General features: G+C 57.0%; 13 protein-coding genes and 3 pseudogenes. 9 read left to right on the forward strand and 7 right to left on the reverse strand.

Features of this window, described 5'->3' with window-relative positions; genetic code table 11:
- Positions 1 to 37: 37 nt before the first annotated feature.
- From LMTR21_RS06335 to LMTR21_RS06350, 4 genes are read left to right on the forward strand one after another with little or no spacing between them, the layout of a single operon-like run.
- Positions 38 to 1,192 (forward strand): dsDNA nuclease domain-containing protein, encoded by a 1,155-nt coding sequence (locus LMTR21_RS06335; RefSeq protein WP_141688570.1) that lies wholly within the window; start codon positions 38 to 40, stop codon positions 1,190 to 1,192.
- Complete coding sequence (locus tag LMTR21_RS06340; protein ID WP_141688571.1) at positions 1,189 to 1,737, forward strand: hypothetical protein; 549 nt, start codon at positions 1,189 to 1,191, stop codon at positions 1,735 to 1,737. The genes LMTR21_RS06335 and LMTR21_RS06340 overlap by 4 nt, the downstream gene beginning before the upstream one ends.
- Positions 1,734 to 3,650, forward strand: coding sequence for a hypothetical protein (locus tag LMTR21_RS06345; protein WP_065755758.1), 1,917 nt, complete (start codon positions 1,734 to 1,736; stop codon positions 3,648 to 3,650). The genes LMTR21_RS06340 and LMTR21_RS06345 overlap by 4 nt, the downstream gene beginning before the upstream one ends.
- A gap of 55 nt (positions 3,651 to 3,705) precedes the next feature.
- The gene (locus tag LMTR21_RS06350; RefSeq protein ID WP_065755759.1) at positions 3,706 to 4,710 is read left to right on the forward strand and encodes a hypothetical protein; all 1,005 of its coding nucleotides are present in this window, start codon (positions 3,706 to 3,708) and stop codon (positions 4,708 to 4,710) included.
- A gap of 125 nt (positions 4,711 to 4,835) precedes the next feature.
- Here LMTR21_RS06350 and LMTR21_RS06355 read toward each other — a convergent pair whose 3' ends face one another.
- The 6 genes from LMTR21_RS06355 to LMTR21_RS06380 form a co-directional block, all read right to left on the reverse strand.
- Positions 4,836 to 5,750, reverse strand: a complete 915-nt coding sequence (locus tag LMTR21_RS06355) for a DUF2726 domain-containing protein (protein ID WP_187399316.1) — start codon at positions 5,748 to 5,750, stop codon at positions 4,836 to 4,838.
- 12 nt (positions 5,751 to 5,762) lie between these two features.
- Positions 5,763 to 6,698, reverse strand: a complete 936-nt coding sequence (locus LMTR21_RS06360; protein ID WP_065755761.1) for a hypothetical protein — start codon at positions 6,696 to 6,698, stop codon at positions 5,763 to 5,765.
- A gap of 8 nt (positions 6,699 to 6,706) precedes the next feature.
- Positions 6,707 to 7,576, reverse strand: coding sequence for a nucleotidyl transferase AbiEii/AbiGii toxin family protein (locus tag LMTR21_RS06365; protein WP_065755762.1), 870 nt, complete (start codon positions 7,574 to 7,576; stop codon positions 6,707 to 6,709).
- Complete coding sequence (locus LMTR21_RS06370) at positions 7,569 to 8,156, reverse strand: type IV toxin-antitoxin system AbiEi family antitoxin domain-containing protein (protein ID WP_246175278.1); 588 nt, start codon at positions 8,154 to 8,156, stop codon at positions 7,569 to 7,571. The genes LMTR21_RS06365 and LMTR21_RS06370 overlap by 8 nt, the downstream gene beginning before the upstream one ends.
- Before the next feature lie 145 nt (positions 8,157 to 8,301).
- Positions 8,302 to 9,120 carry a PD-(D/E)XK nuclease domain-containing protein gene (locus LMTR21_RS39930; RefSeq protein ID WP_210250563.1) on the reverse strand — a complete coding sequence of 273 codons (819 nt, stop codon included), beginning with the start codon at positions 9,118 to 9,120 and terminating at the stop codon, positions 8,302 to 8,304.
- Positions 9,121 to 9,162: 42 nt separating this feature from the next.
- The gene (locus LMTR21_RS06380; RefSeq protein WP_141688572.1) at positions 9,163 to 9,903 is read right to left on the reverse strand and encodes a hypothetical protein; all 741 of its coding nucleotides are present in this window, start codon (positions 9,901 to 9,903) and stop codon (positions 9,163 to 9,165) included.
- A gap of 2,380 nt (positions 9,904 to 12,283) precedes the next feature.
- Here LMTR21_RS06380 and LMTR21_RS06385 point away from each other — a divergent pair.
- From LMTR21_RS06385 to LMTR21_RS06405, 5 genes and pseudogenes are all read left to right on the forward strand, one after another.
- Positions 12,284 to 12,541: pseudogene (locus tag LMTR21_RS06385) on the forward strand (MBL fold metallo-hydrolase); the annotation flags it as partial.
- A gap of 22 nt (positions 12,542 to 12,563) precedes the next feature.
- Positions 12,564 to 13,181: a cell envelope biogenesis protein TolA gene (locus tag LMTR21_RS06390; RefSeq protein WP_065755767.1), complete on the forward strand. Its 618-nt coding sequence runs from the start codon at positions 12,564 to 12,566 to the stop codon at positions 13,179 to 13,181.
- 333 nt (positions 13,182 to 13,514) lie between these two features.
- Positions 13,515 to 13,712: pseudogene (locus LMTR21_RS42150) on the forward strand (Ku protein); the annotation flags it as partial.
- Between the two features lie 200 nt (positions 13,713 to 13,912).
- On the forward strand, positions 13,913 to 14,524 hold the full coding sequence (ku, locus tag LMTR21_RS42155; RefSeq protein WP_084030906.1) for a non-homologous end joining protein Ku: 612 nt from the start codon (positions 13,913 to 13,915) through the stop codon (positions 14,522 to 14,524).
- Positions 14,525 to 14,644: 120 nt separating this feature from the next.
- On the forward strand, positions 14,645 to 15,787 hold the full coding sequence (locus LMTR21_RS06405; RefSeq protein ID WP_065755886.1) for a DNA topoisomerase IB: 1,143 nt from the start codon (positions 14,645 to 14,647) through the stop codon (positions 15,785 to 15,787).
- A 66-nt stretch (positions 15,788 to 15,853) separates the two neighbouring features.
- On the opposite strand, the pseudogene LMTR21_RS41740 reads toward LMTR21_RS06405, so the two are convergent.
- Positions 15,854 to 17,514, reverse strand: a pseudogene (locus tag LMTR21_RS41740) (DNA polymerase/3'-5' exonuclease PolX).
- Positions 17,515 to 17,751 lie beyond the last annotated feature (237 nt).

Below are 17,751 nucleotides of genomic sequence, written 5' to 3' on the forward strand. Positions count from 1 at the left end.
GGGGCTAAGCAAAAAGCTACCGATTGAAACGCCCAGTATGTCCGACGAAGCAAGCACCGCCGAGATCGAGCTGCCGTCCATTGACGACCATCATCCGCATGAGGAAGGCGGGCCGACTGCGCGTGCAGGCCTTTCGTATCAAGACGAGATCGTCGTCGATATTTTTCTGGATATGATCGAAGACGCGACCATTCAAAAGGTGCATTGCGAGACGCACGACGACATCTTAATCAAGCGCGTGCAGGACGGCGAAGAGTTCGTCGAATACGTCCAAGTCAAATCGAATGAACCAGATACACTTTGGTCGGTCGCAAGTCTTTGCGCGAAAGGGGCGGATTCCGTTTGCGCAAAGTCGCTGACTCGCGATCAGCATAAAGAGACCGCACGCTTTCGGATTGTCACGCTGCGAGACGTAAATTCAGAACTCAGGCTGTTGACATATCCCTGCTACGGGCCGGGACGCGAAACAACCTGCGCGGACTTCGGCTCGCTTTCGGAATCCGTCAAGGAAAAGCTTCCCGATCTCAAGTCGGCGAAGGGAAGCGGCATCGAATACTGGCTTGAGCACTGTCTTTGGGACGTGCGACATGACCAAGATACGATCCGCAGCAAAAACGTGTTGCGCATCCTGAAGATCGCCTTCAGCCAGAAATTTTTCATTCTGCCTGAGCAGGCAGAAGTCGTGGAAGGCGAACTGCGTTCGTGGGCTTATGACGCAGGGCGGGCATTCTGGATTCCCGACAGGGCTAAAAAGATCATAAGCCGCGCCGCGCTTTTGGCGTGGTGGAGTGATCGGCTTCAAGAACTTGTCGATGGATGCTCTGACGTTTCCGGCGCCAAACTTCGGGAGAAGATGGACGACGCGAGTCTTTCTGACGACCAGATCAGAATGGCACTAGAGTTGCGGCGTGATTATGCGCAAATGATGCGTACGCCACGTTATATGAGCGAGAACGATGTCCAAGCGATGCAGCGGCGGGTCAAGTCGGAGCTTGCCACGTTGCGTGCTGGACAAATGGCAGGCGAGCTGTCTGCTGACGGAGCGATCTTCCATTCTTTGTGTTTGCAAAAAATGGATGCCATTAATCAGAACTCGTCCAACCCCGTTGATGACCAGCCAGCCTTTCTGAAGGGCTGCATGTACGACATCGCGGACAGGTGCCTTCATCGATTCACGAGGCAAGAGCGATGAAGTCGATACATCAAATAGGCCTCGCCCCGGTCAGCTTGCCTTTGTCTGCGGACAACATTGTTGAATTTCATGCAGCTAGAATACTCCTACTTATCAGCCTATGCGGAACCGGCAACCGGATCGACGGATTGACAAAAATGGCGAAGCTGGATTTCTTCGTGAGATATCCAGATTTCTTCGCCGTCGCAAAGAACGCATCGCCGCCTGTTGCAGAAGGCAGCGATACAGTCGAGTCCGCTATGGTCCGGCATCACTACGGCCCATGGGACAAACGATACTACCGTGTTCTGGCCTATCTCGAAGCGCGGCAATTGATCGAGGTCGTGAAGAAGAAGAACGGCTATTTGATAACGCTGACGCCTGACGGGAAAAAACGAGCGACTGCGCTCGCCGGAAAGCCGTCCTTTGCGTCGCTTGTTGAAAGAATGCGTGCCGTCAAAAAGGAATTTGGCTCCAAGAGCGGCAGCACGCTCAAGAAACTGATTTACAATTTGTTTGACGAGGAAGTCGGCAAGAAGCCCCTCGGTGAGGTGATACGCCGATGAGCACGCCAACGCTTCGCATTGTGAGAGTGGAACGCCGAAAGACAGTCGGGGCACCGGAAGAGCTAATCTTCGAGGATGGTGTCAATGTCCTTGTCGGTCGCCCGAACACCGGAAAGACGCGCTGGCTTCAGACGCTTGACTTCCTGCTTGGCGACAGCGGAGCCAATCCGTTCGAGTCCGACATCGATGAGCATCTTGCCATCAAATACGGTGGCGCTTCCGCCGTAATGCGCGTCGCTGATGACACCCTACACGTCGAGCGGAAATGGGACGAGCTGGGCGCAAAATCAAAGGTCTTCGTCAATGGCGTTCCGATGGGCTCGCAAGATTTTCAACGCTTGTTGCTAGAGAAACTGAACATACCCCTGCTTCACTTCCCGAAAGGCAGCCCCTACTCCGGTCAAACGTGGCCGGAATTGAGCTTTCGGATGCTATTGCGACATATATTCCGCCAGCAGCGGTTCTGGACCGATATTGCTGACAAGCAGCCAGAAGGTGAACAACATGCCTGTCTGCTTCAGTTCTTAGGCTTGGCCGAGAGCGTCTTTAGTGACGAATACGGAGAACTAATCCGACTGAAGAGTGAAGCCGCCAAACTTCAGGCGCGACGGGAGCAATACGAAGCGACCTTGCAAGAGCTGGCGGGTGATGTACTCGCGGATGCCGACTTGAAGGGAGCTATAACCATTGCCCGCGTTGTCGAAGCGCAAAAGCGGCTTGAAGACAGCGCTAGCGAGCTTCGCACTAGACGAATCGAAATTCTCGAATCGATCCGGACAAACTCATTGCCGCCAAGTGGACGCGGTCGCAGTCAGGAACTCGGAGAAAAGCGAGCCAGTCTCGTGATCGGAATGGAGGAATTAAGTAAGCGGGCGGCGGGTGTCACCGAACGTATCGCCGAAATGAAGGCTTATCAGGAGACCCTCAACGGGGAAGCGGAGCGCTTGAGCCGTGTCAGCGACGCAGGAGAATTGCTGGCCGACTTGCGTGTAACTCATTGCCCGGCTTGCGATCAATCGGTAACAAATAAAGCATCGAGGCCCTATAGCTGCTTTCTATGCAGCCAGGAGTTACCCGACGGACCCGCGATTCAGGAGCTTGGTGCAGCCAGGCTAAAATTCGAAAGCGAGCGTTTGAAAGGGGAACTAGCCGAGGCGCAACAGCTGCTAAGTCTTCTTCACCGCGACAGCAAGCGCATCGAGGCACAACTCGCAGAGTCTAAAGAGACCCTGAAGATGGTAGACAACGAACTCGCGCCCTTGCGTGCGGCTGTTTCTGCTTTGGTCAGCGAACAGATCAGCGCCACAGACATGGAACTCGGCGAACTGAACGAGCGGCAACGGCAGCTCGGTCGGTTAAAGGGCGCTGTAGAACTTGGCCTGAAGCTGGGATCTGAAATCACCGAGATTGAAAAACGCATCAGACCACTGGACGAAACAGTGAGCGCGATGATCCGCGCAACCGACTTCGACGACGCCAGTAAGGTACTGGCAGATGGAATGAACGAGTACCTGCATGCGATCGATCGGCTAAAGCCGGGCATCTGGCCGCACAACGACGTGTCATTGGACATTTCGGCCAATTCGTTCAGATTCAAAGTTGGATCGAAGAAGTGGCAAGCCGCATTGGGAGGAACCGACTCCCTGTACTTCCTCATGGCTTACCACTACGGACTGTTGACGCTGAGCGCCCAAGCCCAGTGCCATTATCCAGGTCTGGCAATTCTGGATATGCCCGCCGAATTTGCTGGTGAGCTGATCGAAGATAAAGAGAACTTCATCGTCCAACCGTTCATCGAACTGTTGGAACGAGAGGAGTTCGCCCAAACACAGATGATTATAACCGGCGCATCGTTCGTGGGGCTTGAGGGCGCTGCACGCAGACACCTTACTGAACTTCACATTTCGAACTAAGGGTGCCGGCTCTAAGGCAGCGACAGGCCATTGGTCGACTTGCGTTACCTCGTGTATGGCGCAGGCCGGCTCGCACGGTGCCCGCTTGAATTTGACGGATATCCGATTGCGCAACGATGCTAAGGACGACGCTATGCAGCCTCCCCATGGCGAGAAAACATCCGGGCGTGAAGAGCATTCCGATAGCGAACTACTCGAACTCGTTATTGCGGCTGACGAAGAAGCCCTGACGGAAGGACTGGCACCTAAGCAGCGCAGCATGGCGATCGTCTCTAAGGTCATGAAGAAACTTGGCTACATCTCGTTCGTGATGACAGGGGACGGGATGCCTCCGACGGCGCAACGGATACTGGAGATACATGGCTCGCTCTACCGGCCATCGGACTTGGCGATTGGAGGCATTCACGGCGGCGTCTTTATGTTTAGGGATATCTTCGCGCGGATTTACATCCCCTATGGCTACGGCCGGATGTCCGTCAATCCGTTTCAGCTTACTGATCTCTCAGAGATGCAACTTCGTTGGTTGGCATCGCGCCCCCAGGATTTGGCGGCCTTCCACGATCAGTTCATTGATATTTTCGACTTCGCGGGCGCATTAGGTCGGTTGGGCGACTATAAGGTGCCCTCAAAGGAAGCTCAGGAGTTACTTCAACTGGCTTCATTCCAGTTGCAGGCAGCCGCGGCCGCTTTGAGCGTAGCTTTTGATTTTCGAGGAGCCGTTCAATCCAGCCTAATTGGGGCGGAGCTCTCGCTTAAAGGTGGCCTTGCCGCTCAGGGGATCGATGATAAAGAGCGCCGCAAGCATGGTCATGATCTGGCGTCTGCCGCCAAAGCGTTCAGCACGGGGAGCCAAGCGTTCGATCTCGATCGCGTGCTCCTCGTCATCAAGCGGTTACCTCAATACGTCGAGAACCGATACTCTCCGGAACAGCCCGACCGGGTGGCGGTCGGGCACATTGTCATGGGCGCGCAGTACATCGCCGGCGAGGTTGCGCGGCAGATCGGTGACTATTCCATTCGATCTGCAATGACCCCGCCCGTGGTTCGCGTCTATCCTTGATGTCAGAGGGTCCCGCCTGTCTTGCGGCGGATCGTGAGCGCCAGCACTCGCGATGCGGCAGCCCCGCCAAAGCGAATGAATACGCTTTGCAGTTCAAGGAGACGTTGATTGAACGGCCAACGCGCTTAAGCCTGCCGTGCCTTCCACCCCTCGGTGAAGTTCCAATGGGTTTCGAACGGAAAAGCCCCCATGGAGTAGCTCGGATGTGCGTTGTAACTCTTGCAAAAGTGATCAAAGATCGGCCGAAATTCGTCAACAGAGGACGCGTGGACCAGCCCTCGTCGAAACCTTTTTAGGAGAATGCCGAGCTCGCAAGTGTTGATCTCATCTAGGAGATCATAATCTGGAAATTGCAAATCTTGCTTACGAATACCGGTCGTCGTCCAGAGACTCTGGTCTCCGAAATAGAGGCATGAAAGTCTGCGTGCGGCACCGTTCTCATCTTGTCCGAGAACACCATTGAGGCCTTTCGGGATGTCGCGATCGAGCGTTCCGAAGAACTTATGGAAGGATTGGGTTGCCGCCGCACCAAGCCAATAGGGAAAGCGACCGCCGGAGCCGGCCGGCTCAAGAAATGTCGGATCGAAAGGCTCATCCCACGGAATGTGACCTCCTTCTTGCGCAGCATTGAAAACCTTTTCTAGCTCGGCGACTTCGATGATCCAGCGCAGGACGGTCATGCCACGATAAATCTTCGTGACGTAGTTGTCGTTGATCCGAAGCAATCCCAATCCGGCTCGCCGACACAATTCATTCTTGATTGCATCGCGCTCCCGCTGTTCGTCGCTCAATCGGTGCAGCGGCCCGTCATATTCGACGACCATGACCGGTCTGGCTTCTGGGTCGGCAACAACGAAATCGCAGTGACTCCGCGTATAGAAATCGAACTCGCGGTTGGTGAGATGCGTGCTGTTCTTCTGGATCACATCGGACAGCCGCGGCTTGGCGAATATCCTCATTGCATTGTCCGATGCGATCTTTTCGAGTTCGCGCATCACCGTTTTTTCAGAGCGGTTTAGAAGTGAATCAACGACCTTCATGGGAGGCATCCATTATGACACACTCCGCCTTGGTGCATAAGCTGCAACCGCCTGCATCACGGCATCGAGCCATTCGAACCGATGATACTGAAAAACACGGAATTCGCGAGCCGTGAATGCGTCAATCAATTTTGGCGCCTCGTTCCGATAGAAGATGTAATCACGGGAATAGATCTGCGTAACTTCGTTGATGAGGTCAACCTCGGCATGGTTGAGGCCGATGGTGCAAATAGGTGGATTGGTCCAATACCTGCGCGGCGCGAAGGCAAGCACAGCCATAGTCGGCGTGAGCGGTAGGAGGCATTGGTACGAGAGTTCGACGGTGTGACCAGCGAGTGTATTCAAATAGCCTTCGCCCATGACGAACTCTCGTTCGCCTGATCGGAGCAGAACGACTTTCCCGCCACGTTCCAAAGATTGCACGATCTGGCGATAGTGTTGATTGATGTTCAGGGCGATGAGTGCGCCTTCATGTTTTTGAACCCGGTCACCGGTCCGACCCGCAGAGCGCTCCGTTGCCAGATGCAATTGATGGCGATGAGCAGGGCATCGAACCAACAAGGAAGCCAAGCCCTCGCCGAGCAACTTTCGGTCCTCAGGCGTTATCTCGTGAGGTGTGATGCGTTCATCGATCGCCGTGCCACATTTCCCATCAACGTACGACAGGCTTTCCAATTTTGCAGCGAGTGACGGTAAGACACTGTCTGCATCGTCGAAGAGCGGCTCGATCGATCCCGCCCATGGGCCGTTGAGCTTGATGTGGTGGCCATTGGTAATCGCGCCGAATTGCTTGGGTGGCGCCCTTAGCATCGTTCCATCCCACGATAATCGTGTGACCTTGCCTTCCTTGTCCTTCCAAAGTCCGGAGAGACCTCGGGGCCACCAGTGGTGGAGAGATGTCTTAGGAGGCTTGCCGTTGATGCCGGCGATTTTCGTCCGACCGACCATTGCAGCTCCTAGCCTTTCAAATTCCGCGCCTTTTCTGCGTGGGGCATTAGGAAAGTGGCGAGCGTCTCGACGACACCAGGAAGAGGATCGGGATCGACTGCAACGTCCTGGATAAAGACCGTCCATTGCTGGACCTTGGTCGGATCATCCGCATACGCCTTGGTGAGGGCGTCCGGTCGATCCGCTGGAATCTCGGTCTTTCGTCGCGCGAAGGTAGCTTCAATTGCGCGCGCGAGGCGATCGTCCTTGAACTCGTAGGTTCGGGCAAGGACCCAGATATCGTAGAAATCCTTCAAACGCGTGTTGGCAAGGCCAAGATGGACCATCGCCTGGAATTTTTCGGCAATGACAGTCTCCGGCGGATAGGCCCGCAGCCTCGGCGCTGGCTGGTTGAGCAGCGGCAGGAGTTCGATCTCGTTTAGCCCCGGCTCGGTTGCGTCGCCATAGCCGATGTCGATGACAATTCGCACACGCGCCCCGTCAATCGTAGCATAGCATTTGAGACGTAAGCCCCTATAGCCGGAGTCGTCGCGAACCGTGTCGACCTCCAGCGTACCGGTATCGAACGTAACGCCGTCGTCGGCTTGGGTTTCACAAATTTCTTTGAATAAACCTAGGGTCAGTTGCGGATCGCTCTCGCCAAAGCCGAGCAGGTCGAGGTCGCGCGTTGGCCGATGTGGATCATCGAGCCAGTGTCGCAGCAGCATGGCACCTTTGAGGACGAACTTATCCTTGTACTTGCTGATGCTCAGCCGGTAGAGCAGTCGTTCGAGCGCATATTGCGTGAGCAGGAGATCGAACGGCTCGTTGCGCTCTTTCGCAAGATTGAGCAGGCGGGCACGGACGGAAGCCCCGGCATTTTTCAGCGGCTTACGCATTCACAGTCAGCGCCTCAAGGCGCGGCTGAACGATTTTTTCCCATATGCCGGCTTCGACGGCGTATTTTGCGATCTCGGAAGGTGTCGCCTTGCGCAGCCTGAGCGCGTCTTTCATGGCTTGCGTAGCGTGCGCAAGGCCTGCGGGTGCATTGTAGAACGCTTTTTGACGGTGGCCACTTTTGAAGAGGTCGACGATCGTCTTGGCGGGCGTATAAATTGATACCGATACGCCTTCGATGGAATGATGTTCAACGCCCTTGTCGAATTCCTTGGGGCCGAAGCGCGTGATTTGAATGCGAGGGCGCGTGATCTTGGGCCGCCAATCGCGCGGACCAATCGCCATCCACACATAGGGAGGAATGCGATCGGTCAGTTCATGAAAGGAGAGCGCGGAATCGTAACAGATGACCCCGTTGGGAACGAGTTTGGCGGCAACAGCAAGTGAGTGGTTGCTGTCCAGCAGCGCGTCAGGAAGCTGGTAAAGACCGCGACTTAGTTGATTGAGCGCGCCCTTTTGCTCCATCCGGGAAATGGTCGCCGACGTGATTCCTTGTTCGAGGAATTCGGAAAGGCGCATCATACCTCGCTTCTGGAGAAGCGAGATGGCCCTATCCTCCTGGCGTTCCGGCTCTTTTTTCATGGAACCAATATGATACAAAACCTTGCATATGTCAAGACATTACACAAGGATATGTATCATATATTGAAATTACTAGATAATATACCTACGCATTCCGCGGCACGATTATGACATACGTGGACATCTGATCGCTTTCGTCCTTGAGGTCGTTCTCAACACCTCGAGGATTCGTAATACGTCCTTCAGGGTCGTACACCACGCAGAACAGCGTCCGGCATGCTGGATGTCTCTTGTATTTGGCGATGTCGATGATGAGCTGCTCACCGAGCTGCTTCGTTGTCAGACCTGGGCGCGTCATTTTTATTTCGACGACCCCTTCAATCTCCGGCAGCAAGAAATCCATTCTTGAGGCTCGGCCGGCGTATGATGGCACCCATTCCTCTCGGCGAATATCATCGAAATGAATGGCTAGGAGAGCATGAAAAAGATCTTGCACGTCGTATTCGTCAGCGACGTCAAGTGTAGGACGCCCTTCACGACGTTCCCTTAGTTGACGCACAACCCGATGTAGGCGCTCGGCTAGCCTGAAAATGATTTCCGGGTCGATTGATTTTGACGATTTTACCGAAAGCGTCGCTGTCTTAAGAGCAAGCGAATTACGGCGAACACGCGTGAGGGCGGAGACAACAACGCCCTTGACGCTTTCGACGCCATGATGGGAAGGCGAATTCAGCCAATTGCTGATGCTGTCGTTGAAATAAGCGACAAGTGGCTGAGAGTGCCGATGGCCATCAACGAACTCGTCATCAAACAAATCTCGCAATTCCAAGACAATCTGCCTGAAACGAGCATCGTCATCGCTATCGATATGAATGCTGCCGCGCGTCTTACGGAATCGCGAAAGAATCCCCTCAAGCGCAGTTACATAACTCTCCAGACGGGAAATCATTTCGTTTTGTTGCATAAGCAGATTACCTAGTTCATTACCTAGCGTTCTAAGAGCTCCCTACACCACTAACTTTTTAAGTTGCTCAATCAGACCGTAAACCGCGGCAAGAGCGGCCAGTGCCGTTGCTTTGTTGCAAGCTTCGCCGGACCGCAATGCAGGCCCAGGATGGACAAGGTTGCGTGCGTCCTTGGCAAGGCCCGCCTGTTGTTCGGTTGCAGCGTCGATCACTCCATTTGACGCAGCGAGGCTAATCAGGTCGGCGAGATGCAGCTGATCAGGAGGCCGTTTGGACGGTTTCGTGAGCGACACTTGTTTTAACGCCCAGAGAAGAAGGGCCTCCAATGCTGCCCCCGCAAAGACTGTCGCGCCCATCCATTCTCGCGCATTGAAATCCGTCCATGCGGCCCGAATGCGATCCTCAATGCCAAGGCGAATATCGCTATCAGAAATAAAGGGCAGTTCAGGTTCTGTTGGAGGTAATTCATCATGACATTGTTTCATCAGGCGTCGGATGCGCTCCACCGCATCCTTGCCACCGATATCTCGCGCGGGCCGAGTATCGCCGACGTTCCAGAGCGCAAGCGACGTCGCAAGGACAGCGCGGCAGCGCGACAATTCAAGATAGTCCGTCGCCGGCAGATCGACCAGTTCGCTTGGAACTTGATCGAGAAGACCGAGCAGCGCGTGAACCTCGGCACGGTGGACATAGGTGACGGCGCCGGCATCAATTTCGTTTCGGCTGGCGCCGAACATGCCATCAATGGCGTCTACGATCTGGCTCGGAAGAACTTTTGGCATTGATGATCCGACGTTAGATGATCGGTTCTGCCGAACACCATGCCAAGAAACAACTGCAAACGCACCGGCGTGCAGCGGCATGCTTTCTATGTTATTGGTTTTATAAAGGATTCGTCATTTCTTGGCAGGGGCCTGGAGGCAATTCCTAGGATTTTGGGTTGCACGTGCGCGACGATTTCACCAAACGCACCGTTACGGAGATTGCCAAGGGCGTCGCCTATCGCTGCTCCAATCCTGAATGCCGGCGGCCGACTGTCGGTGCCAATGCAGCCCAGGACGGGACGATCATCATCGGCGTGGCGGCCCATATCTGCGCGGCGTCTCCCGGTGGCCCACGCTACAACGCTGCCCAAACGCCGGAAGCGCGACGCAGCAAGGATAACGGACTGTGGCTTTGCCAAAATTGCGGAAGGCTCGTCGACGCCGATCCTGAACGGTTTACCGTCGAGCAATTGACCAAATGGAAACATGACACCCAAGCACGCGCTTTCCGCGAGCTTCTCAACCCCGCTACCGTCCTTGCCGAGGAGCCAGCGCGGGTTGAGGCAGCGATTTCCGCCGATGATCGACCAGTTGATGCCGCGTTCGATATCGTATTCCAGAAGATTCGTTCCGCTGCTGGCGCGGACCTCGTGACACACAAGCGCGGGCCAGTGTGGTCTGGCGCCACAGTCGAGCTCACGCTGAGAATTGACGGAGACAGCGCCGCGCCATCTTTCAGCATCGGAAGATTGCCACTCGCGATCGAAGTCGCGCCTGAGGTAACGATTGTGGCGTCCCCAGGCACAGGCAAAACCACGACCCTCTTGCAACTAGCTGAACACGCGCTCACAGCGCCTTCGATTGTACCGCTTTATTTTAGGCTGGGCGATTGGTCCGCAGGATCAACAGGGCTCCTTGAGAGCCTACATCGCCGTGCCGCTTTCCGGACGATTGACGCTGGCGAGATCAGCGCGCTCGCCCAACGCGGACGCCTATTGCTCTTGCTCGACGGTTGGAATGAGCTTGCACCGGAGGCCCACAAGCGTTTGCGTGTAGAGATCGGGCAAATTCGTCGCGATTGGCCGGACGTTCGCATCGTCGTGACAACGCGGCGACAGGCGCTCGACGTTCCCATATCGGGGCCGCGCGTCGAGATCGAACCCCTCTCTGTGGATCAGCAGATCGCGATCGCAGATGCACTCTTTAGCGAAGCCGGAAAGATGATCGTCGATAGTGCTTGGCGGACGCCCGGCGTTCGCGCGCTGATCGCCACGCCCCTGTACCTTTCTGCCTTGCTCACGGGCGGCGCGCAAGGCGCAATGCCTGACACAAAGGAAGCCGTGCTGCGCTTGTTCGTCGAGCAGCATGAGAGAGCAGTCGACCACGCCGACGCTCTGCGATCAGTGCTACTTGGATGCCACACGGAGATTCTGACCGATCTGGCGAGTCATCTCAATATTGTTGGCTCTACCACCATGTCTGAGCCCGACGCACGCCGGATCGTCACAGCGACGGCTGCTAAGCTGCGAGAACAAGGCCAGATTGCCGGTCCGCTACAGCCGCTCGCAATTTTAGAAGCGCTGACGAGTCACCACATATTGATGCGCTCGGGAGAGGGCATTGCATTTCAGCATCAGCAATTCCAGGAATGGTATGCGAGTGGCCGGGTCGTTGAAATTATGCGGGCTGCCGTAAGCGGTGACTCGAGCGCCCGCGTGCAGCTGCGTGCTGCCATCCTTGATCAGCCTTCGTGGGAAGAATCGGTCTTGTTCGCCACGGAGCGCCTGTCGCGTGAGAAGGGTGGCGCAGAAATCGTGGCTCACGCCATACGCCTCGCCTTGCCCATTGATCCGATGTTGGCGGCCGAGATGATCTATCGCGCTGCGTCCGGGGCCTGGGACCTCGTGCAGGCGGACATCATGGCGTTCGCCGAGCGTTGGCACAAACCGGGCAAAGTGGATCGCGCGGTGCGTTTCATGATTATGACCGGCAGGCCCGATTTCGCGCCGCAGATTTGGCCCTTAGCTTCGGACAGCAATAGCCAGACGCAAATTCCAACTTTGCGCAGCGCGCCGCGCTTTCGTCCGGGGGTTCTGGGTCCCGATCTTCAAGCAAGAGTTGCTACGCTCTCCGAGCAGACGCGGGAGCATCTGCTGGCATTGATTGCCGGAGAGAGCGGCTTGGATGGAATAGATCTGGCGGTAGAGCTCGCGAAGGCGGACCCGAGCCCTAAAGTTCAAGCCGAAGTCATCCAACACCTTCAATTTCGACGGGCTGATCGTCACGTCGCTAGTCTGCTGTCATCGGCGCATGAAGAGACGTGGGAGTTGATCGCAAGGCACGGCTATGCGGAAGAAATCCAAGACGCAGCCGTTGCGGAGAAGCTGCGCACCATTAGGGATTGGCCGACTTGGTTCGGGGTGCGGACGTGCTGGTCATCGAAGCCACGTTTCTGGAACGCGACGCGGCGATTGCGCGCGACTACGGACATCTCACCGCGCGTGAAGCGGCCGCGCTTGCGGCTATGTGCGACGTGAAGCAACTCGTCCTAACTCACATTTCCGGTCGCTATACCGATGCAGACTTATTGGCGGAAGCGAAGAGGACGTTTCCAAACTGCCGGATTGCCATGGACTTCGATCATATCGTGATCTAACTGGCCGCTGCGGAGCGTATGCATGGCGAAAAAGCTGAAGACCTACGAGACATCATTAGGCTTTTTCGACTTGGCGATAGCGGCGCCTTCGATGAAGGCGGCTTTGGAAGCCTGGGGCGCGGACAGCAATCTTTTTCACCAGGGCGCGGCGAAGCAAAGCGAGGATCCCGACGTAATCGTAGCGACGATGGCGGCGCCGGGCGTCGTTTTGAAACGCCCAGTCGGCTCGAGTGGGCTTTTTAAGGAGCACGCTGAACTGCCCACCGATCTCGCCAGCGACCGCGGCTCGAAGACGTCAGGCCGCAAGTCGCAGGGCCGCAGTGCACAGAAGCCCCCAAGACGAGGCAATGACCAGGCGACTGACCGGAAGGCCGCACTCGCTTTCGAGAAGGAGCACAAGCGCCGCGAGCGCGAACGTGCGAAGGAAGAGGCTGCCAGGGAGATGGAGCGCGAGCGACGGCAGCATGCCATCGACAAGGCACAAGGCGCCTTGGACACAGCCCGCCGGAAGCACGAAGAGAAAGCAGCAGGCATTCGAGCAAAGCTACAGGCTCTCGAGGAAGAGTCGCAGGCTGAAGAGGCGCGTTGGGAGAAGGAGATGACGCGACTGCAAGCTGCGTTGCGCCGGGCGCGAGGATAACCAGCCGCTTTCGCCATAGCGGACACCGGTGAATGGGCGTGGACAATAGATTCTTGGTTGATTGAGCGCGCAACCCGTTCGTGGCCGGTGTTGGTTATAGGACTTGACCATATCCGCTCGGAAATCAGCACATGCACGTGCAGGTGAGTCGGCAGTGCAAGGATTCTCCAGCATCAAGCACGGGAAATCGACCTTGGTAGCAGAGCCCTGCTGAAGCGCAGCGTTCCTGCGAAAGGCGTGCAACATAAGGCCGCCCCTGAAACTTCCGTGCCTTACGGCCGTTGACTGCGCGGCCATACCCCCGGCTTGGCTCTTGTACCTTGTTGCGTTCTGGTGCCGGCGTCCCGACCCTACTGGAAGGGCTATCTGAAGCTGTCCTTCGTCTCGTGTCCCATCGCGCTCTATCCCGCAATCTCGGCGGCTGAGCGGATCTCCTTTCGGCAGGTCAACCGGCGAACCGGCCATCGCATCAAACAGAAACTTGTCGATTCCGTTACGGGAGAGGCCGTAGAAGCAGCGGCGCGCGGCTATGAGGTCGGCGAGAACGAGTTTCTGCTGGTCGAAGATCGAGACCTAGAGCAGGCTCGACGCGAGCACCGCGGGCCTGGTGAGGTGGAGGTTGCCACTCCGCCCCGGCGTGAAAGTGCGCCAATCGTCCCCGCCATCCCTCGTGGTGAGCCCGCCGAAGACGCCGCCGACTATGATGATGAAGAGCAGGAGAATCGGTTACTATTCAAAGGCCGCAGAACACGCGCACGATCGAAATCGAGCGTTTCGTTCCCGCCGGGCAGATCGACGCGCGGTATTTCGAGAAGCCGTACTACGTCGGGCCGCGCGAGGAAATTAGCCGGGAATCTTTTGCGGTGATCCGAGATGCGATGAGCCGGGAGGCCGTTAGCGGCCTGGCTCGCGTAGTGCTATCCTCGCGCGAGAGGCCGTTTCTGCTCGAGCCGATGGGCCACGGCCTTCGCGGCGTAACGCTACGCTTCGCGAACGAGGTCCGAAACGAGTCGGAATATTTCAGCGAGATTCTCGAGATGAAGTTGCCGCCCGAAATGATGAAGCTCGCGCAGCATATCATCCGAACGAGGTCAGCCGATTTCGATCCTGCTATGCTGGAGGATCACTACCGCAAGGCGCTCGTGCGCATTCTGCGCAGGAAGAAGGCAAAACGCCCAACGCAGGCCCCTCCGGTCAAGCCCTCACGCGAGAACGTCGTCAATCTCATGGATGCGCTCCGGCGAAGCCTCGCCGCCGAGCGCTCGACAAAGCCTGCCTCCCGAACCCGAAATGGAAAAACGGGCCAAGGCAGGCGGAGCGCGCGCCATCGCAAAGCCGGTTGATCGTATCGGGTCTTCGCTCGAAGGGCGCCCGCCAGGGCGTTAGGCCCTTGTGCCTCATTGAAGGCCTCACAGGAACCCTCCTCGATCAGAAAAGTTCATTGGACAGGAGGCGGTGTGTTGCTGATCGAGCCACCAGATAGCGCGCAGGCGATTGTCGACCCGCGGGACGCCGCCGAATCCGCTGGCCTGAGATACGTATCAGACGAACGTCCCGGTATTCGGCGCAAGAAGGCAGGGACAGGATTTAGTTACATACGACCCGACGGCACAAGGCTCAGCGGATCTGACGCGCTGAAGCGGATCAGGGCACTCGCGATCCCGCCCGCTTGGACCGACGTGTGGATCTGCCCGTTCTCGGACGGCCATGTCCAAGCAACCGGCCGTGACGCAAAGGGACGCAAGCAATATCGCTACCATGCCCGCTTCCGCGAAGTGCGCGAAAGCACAAAGTATGAGCATGTGGTTGCGTTTGCAAACGCGCTTGCTTCCATTCGGGAAACAGTGCGCGAGCACATGGCATTGCGCGGCCTGCCGCGCGAAAAAGTTCTGGCAACCGTCGTGCATCTCCTGGAAACCACGTTGATCCGCGTAGGTAATGACGATTACGCCAAGCAGAATAACAGCTATGGCCTGACCACGTTGAAGAACCGGCACGTGGCGGTCGAGGGAAACGAGGTTCGTATTCGCTTCACGGGTAAAGGGGGTAAGCAATGGTCGCTACGCGTACGAGACCGGCGCATCGCCAAGATCATCAAAGCCTGCCAGGAGCTCCCCGGACAAGAACTGCTTCAGTACATCGATGAACAAGGCAATTGCCAGGATGTCACATCGACCGACGTGAATGAGTATCTCAAGGCAATTACCGGTAAAGAAATTACCGCAAAGGATTTCCGGACTTGGGCAGGAACGGTGCTGGCTGCCATGACCCTGAGCGAACTTCAGAGCTTCGACAGCGCTGCTCAGGCCAAGCGCAATCTTCGCAGCGCAATCGAAAACGTCTCGGCGCGGCTCGGCAACACGCCGACGATCTGCAGGAAGTGCTACATCCATCCGGAGGTATTGAACTCGTACATGGATGGAAACCTGGTCCTTGAGATCAAGTCACAAGTCGAGAGCGAACTTCGGAGCGCTGTCGCAAATTTGAAGCCGGAGGAAGCCGCCGTGCTCGCCTTACTGCGGAGCCGGCTCGCCAAACAGGTGGAGCAGCCGAAGCACGCCAATCACAAAGAATCGCCTAGCAAGCCGCGGGTGCACGCTGCTTGAGTTCGACCATAGTCGGCAGGAATCCGTCATAATAGATCCTCGGCAGGATGCGGCGGGAGTAATTCCTTACCGCCGGCGCCTGAGATGCTTCAGGAGCTGTGGCAGGCTCATGGCATTCAATACCCGGTCCGCTGGTACGCCGCCTTTGCGGGCCATCTCGACGCCCCAGTGCATATGGTCGAGCTCTCCGATCGAGTGGGCATCCGGATTGACGCTTAACATGCAACCGAAGTCGAGCGCAGCCTGATGCCAGCGCCAGTCGAGATCGAGCCTCCAAGGGTGGGCGTTGATCTCTACGGCCACGCCGTGCCTTGCGCAGGCGCGCAGTACCTTCTTGATATCGATGTCGTAGCCTGGACGGCGCATTAGCTGGCGTCCGGTCATATGGTCGAGGATCGTGGTGCGTGGGTTCGAGATCGCGCGGAGCAGGCGGGCCGTTTGCGCTTCCCGGTCGAGCTTGAAGCGACCATGGATACTCGCGACGACGAAGTCGAACCTACTAAGAATTTCGTCGGGGTAGTCCAAGGAGCCGTCGGCCAAGATATCGGATTCGATGCCCTTGAGGATCCGGAACTTCTTGCCGAAACTCTTGTTGAGCCGATCGGCTTCGCGGTGCTGCGCCTCGATCTCCTCGAGCGAGAGTCCGCCGGCGTAATGCGCCGATTGCGAGTGGTCGGCCACCCCGAAATACTGGAAGCCGCGTTTGCGTGTGGCTTTTGCCATTGCCTCGAGCGTTTCGGTGCCGTCAGAGGCGTCCGTGTGGCAATGCAGGATACCGCGCAGGTCGCGGTCGGCGATCAATTTCGGCAGCTTGCCCTTTATCGCACGCTCTATTTCGCCCGCGCCCTCGCGAAGCTCCGGCTCGACAAATGGAAGGCCGAGCGCGCTATAAATTTCCTCTTCCGTTGCAGCCAGCAGGCGCCGGCCCTTCCTTAGCCCTATCGCTTCAAGCTTCATGCCCTTATCTTCGGCGAGCGCCCGAAGCTGCTCAAGGTGTCCCGCTGACCCGGTCGCGTGAAGCAGGGTCGCGCCGAAGTGCTTCCGGTCCGTGATATGGACTGTGAGCCCGCCCCCTCCAGGGCGGCAAGCGCGTCCTCCACTTCAGGCGCTTCTGCAACAAGAGCGAGGTCGCCCACCAGTTCGCACCCGCGCCGGAAGTCGCCAGCGATGGTGACATGCTTCAGATTGGGCCGCGCCTTTTGAAGAGACGCCGTCGCATGTTCAAGCAGGGCGGCGGCGCGATGCAGATGCAGCCGCCCCACGCCGTTTTTCGCGATAGCCAAATTCTGCAGGATCCTGGCTTGCAGCGAGGCGCCCAGCCCTTTGGCCTTCTTGATACGGTCTTCCTTTGCGGCGGCCTCGAGTTCGGCAAGGGAGGTGATGCCGAGATCTTTGTAGAGCCGGAGCACTTTGTCTGGTCTCAGGCCTGGTACCGTCAGCACTTCTAGGACGCCGACTGGGATTTCCTTACGGAGCTTCTCCAGACTCGGATGCGTGCTCGTCCGATGAAGCTTTGTGATGATGTCGGCAATAGCTTCCCCCACTCCCGGAATTTCGGTGAGGCGATCTTCCTCGATCAGCACGTGGAGCGGGACGGCAAGTGCGGAAAGACTGTCCGCAGCGCGTGAGTAGGCCTTTGCACGGTATGGATTGCCGCCGCGCAATGCGGTCCGCTGCGCATACTCCCGTAGCAGCCTTGCGACCGTTTGGGTATCGGCGACTGCCACTCAATTCGTCTCCTGCGGGCCCACCGCGACTTCTTCTCGTGGCGGACGCAATTCTTCGCTGGTCCCGTGCTCCGGTCGATGATTTTGCCTGTTACGATGCAACCGGCTGTGCACGGGCGGAGTGAGCGTAACGCCTATCAATCGAGCGATTTTTCGAGCTTTTGTGCCGCCCGAAAGTCATCCATGTGATCTAGGTTCGGGCCGTACGCGGCCTCCTTCGTCAGGAGATGATAGATC

The organism is Bradyrhizobium paxllaeri, from assembly GCF_001693515.2.
Taxonomy (GTDB): domain Bacteria; phylum Pseudomonadota; class Alphaproteobacteria; order Rhizobiales; family Xanthobacteraceae; genus Bradyrhizobium; species Bradyrhizobium paxllaeri.

What these genes read in the sequence shown, in the direction of transcription:
- LMTR21_RS39930 (WP_210250563.1), bottom strand. Translation starts at nt 9,120, where the DNA reads ATGCAACAAAACGAAATGATTTCCCGTCTGGAGAGTTATGTAACTGCG.
- LMTR21_RS06345 (WP_065755758.1), top strand. Translation starts at nt 1,734, where the DNA reads ATGAGCACGCCAACGCTTCGCATTGTGAGAGTGGAACGCCGAAAGACA.
- LMTR21_RS06370 (WP_246175278.1), bottom strand. Translation starts at nt 8,156, where the DNA reads ATGATGCGCCTTTCCGAATTCCTCGAACAAGGAATCACGTCGGCGACC.
- LMTR21_RS06335 (WP_141688570.1), top strand. Translation starts at nt 38, where the DNA reads ATGTCCGACGAAGCAAGCACCGCCGAGATCGAGCTGCCGTCCATTGAC.
- LMTR21_RS06355 (WP_187399316.1), bottom strand. Translation starts at nt 5,750, where the DNA reads ATGAAGGTCGTTGATTCACTTCTAAACCGCTCTGAAAAAACGGTGATG.
- LMTR21_RS06365 (WP_065755762.1), bottom strand. Translation starts at nt 7,576, where the DNA reads ATGCGTAAGCCGCTGAAAAATGCCGGGGCTTCCGTCCGTGCCCGCCTG.
- LMTR21_RS06350 (WP_065755759.1), top strand. Translation starts at nt 3,706, where the DNA reads ATGGCGCAGGCCGGCTCGCACGGTGCCCGCTTGAATTTGACGGATATC.
- LMTR21_RS06390 (WP_065755767.1), top strand. Translation starts at nt 12,564, where the DNA reads ATGGCGAAAAAGCTGAAGACCTACGAGACATCATTAGGCTTTTTCGAC.
- LMTR21_RS06380 (WP_141688572.1), bottom strand. Translation starts at nt 9,903, where the DNA reads ATGCCAAAAGTTCTTCCGAGCCAGATCGTAGACGCCATTGATGGCATG.
- LMTR21_RS06340 (WP_141688571.1), top strand. Translation starts at nt 1,189, where the DNA reads ATGAAGTCGATACATCAAATAGGCCTCGCCCCGGTCAGCTTGCCTTTG.
- LMTR21_RS06360 (WP_065755761.1), bottom strand. Translation starts at nt 6,698, where the DNA reads ATGGTCGGTCGGACGAAAATCGCCGGCATCAACGGCAAGCCTCCTAAG.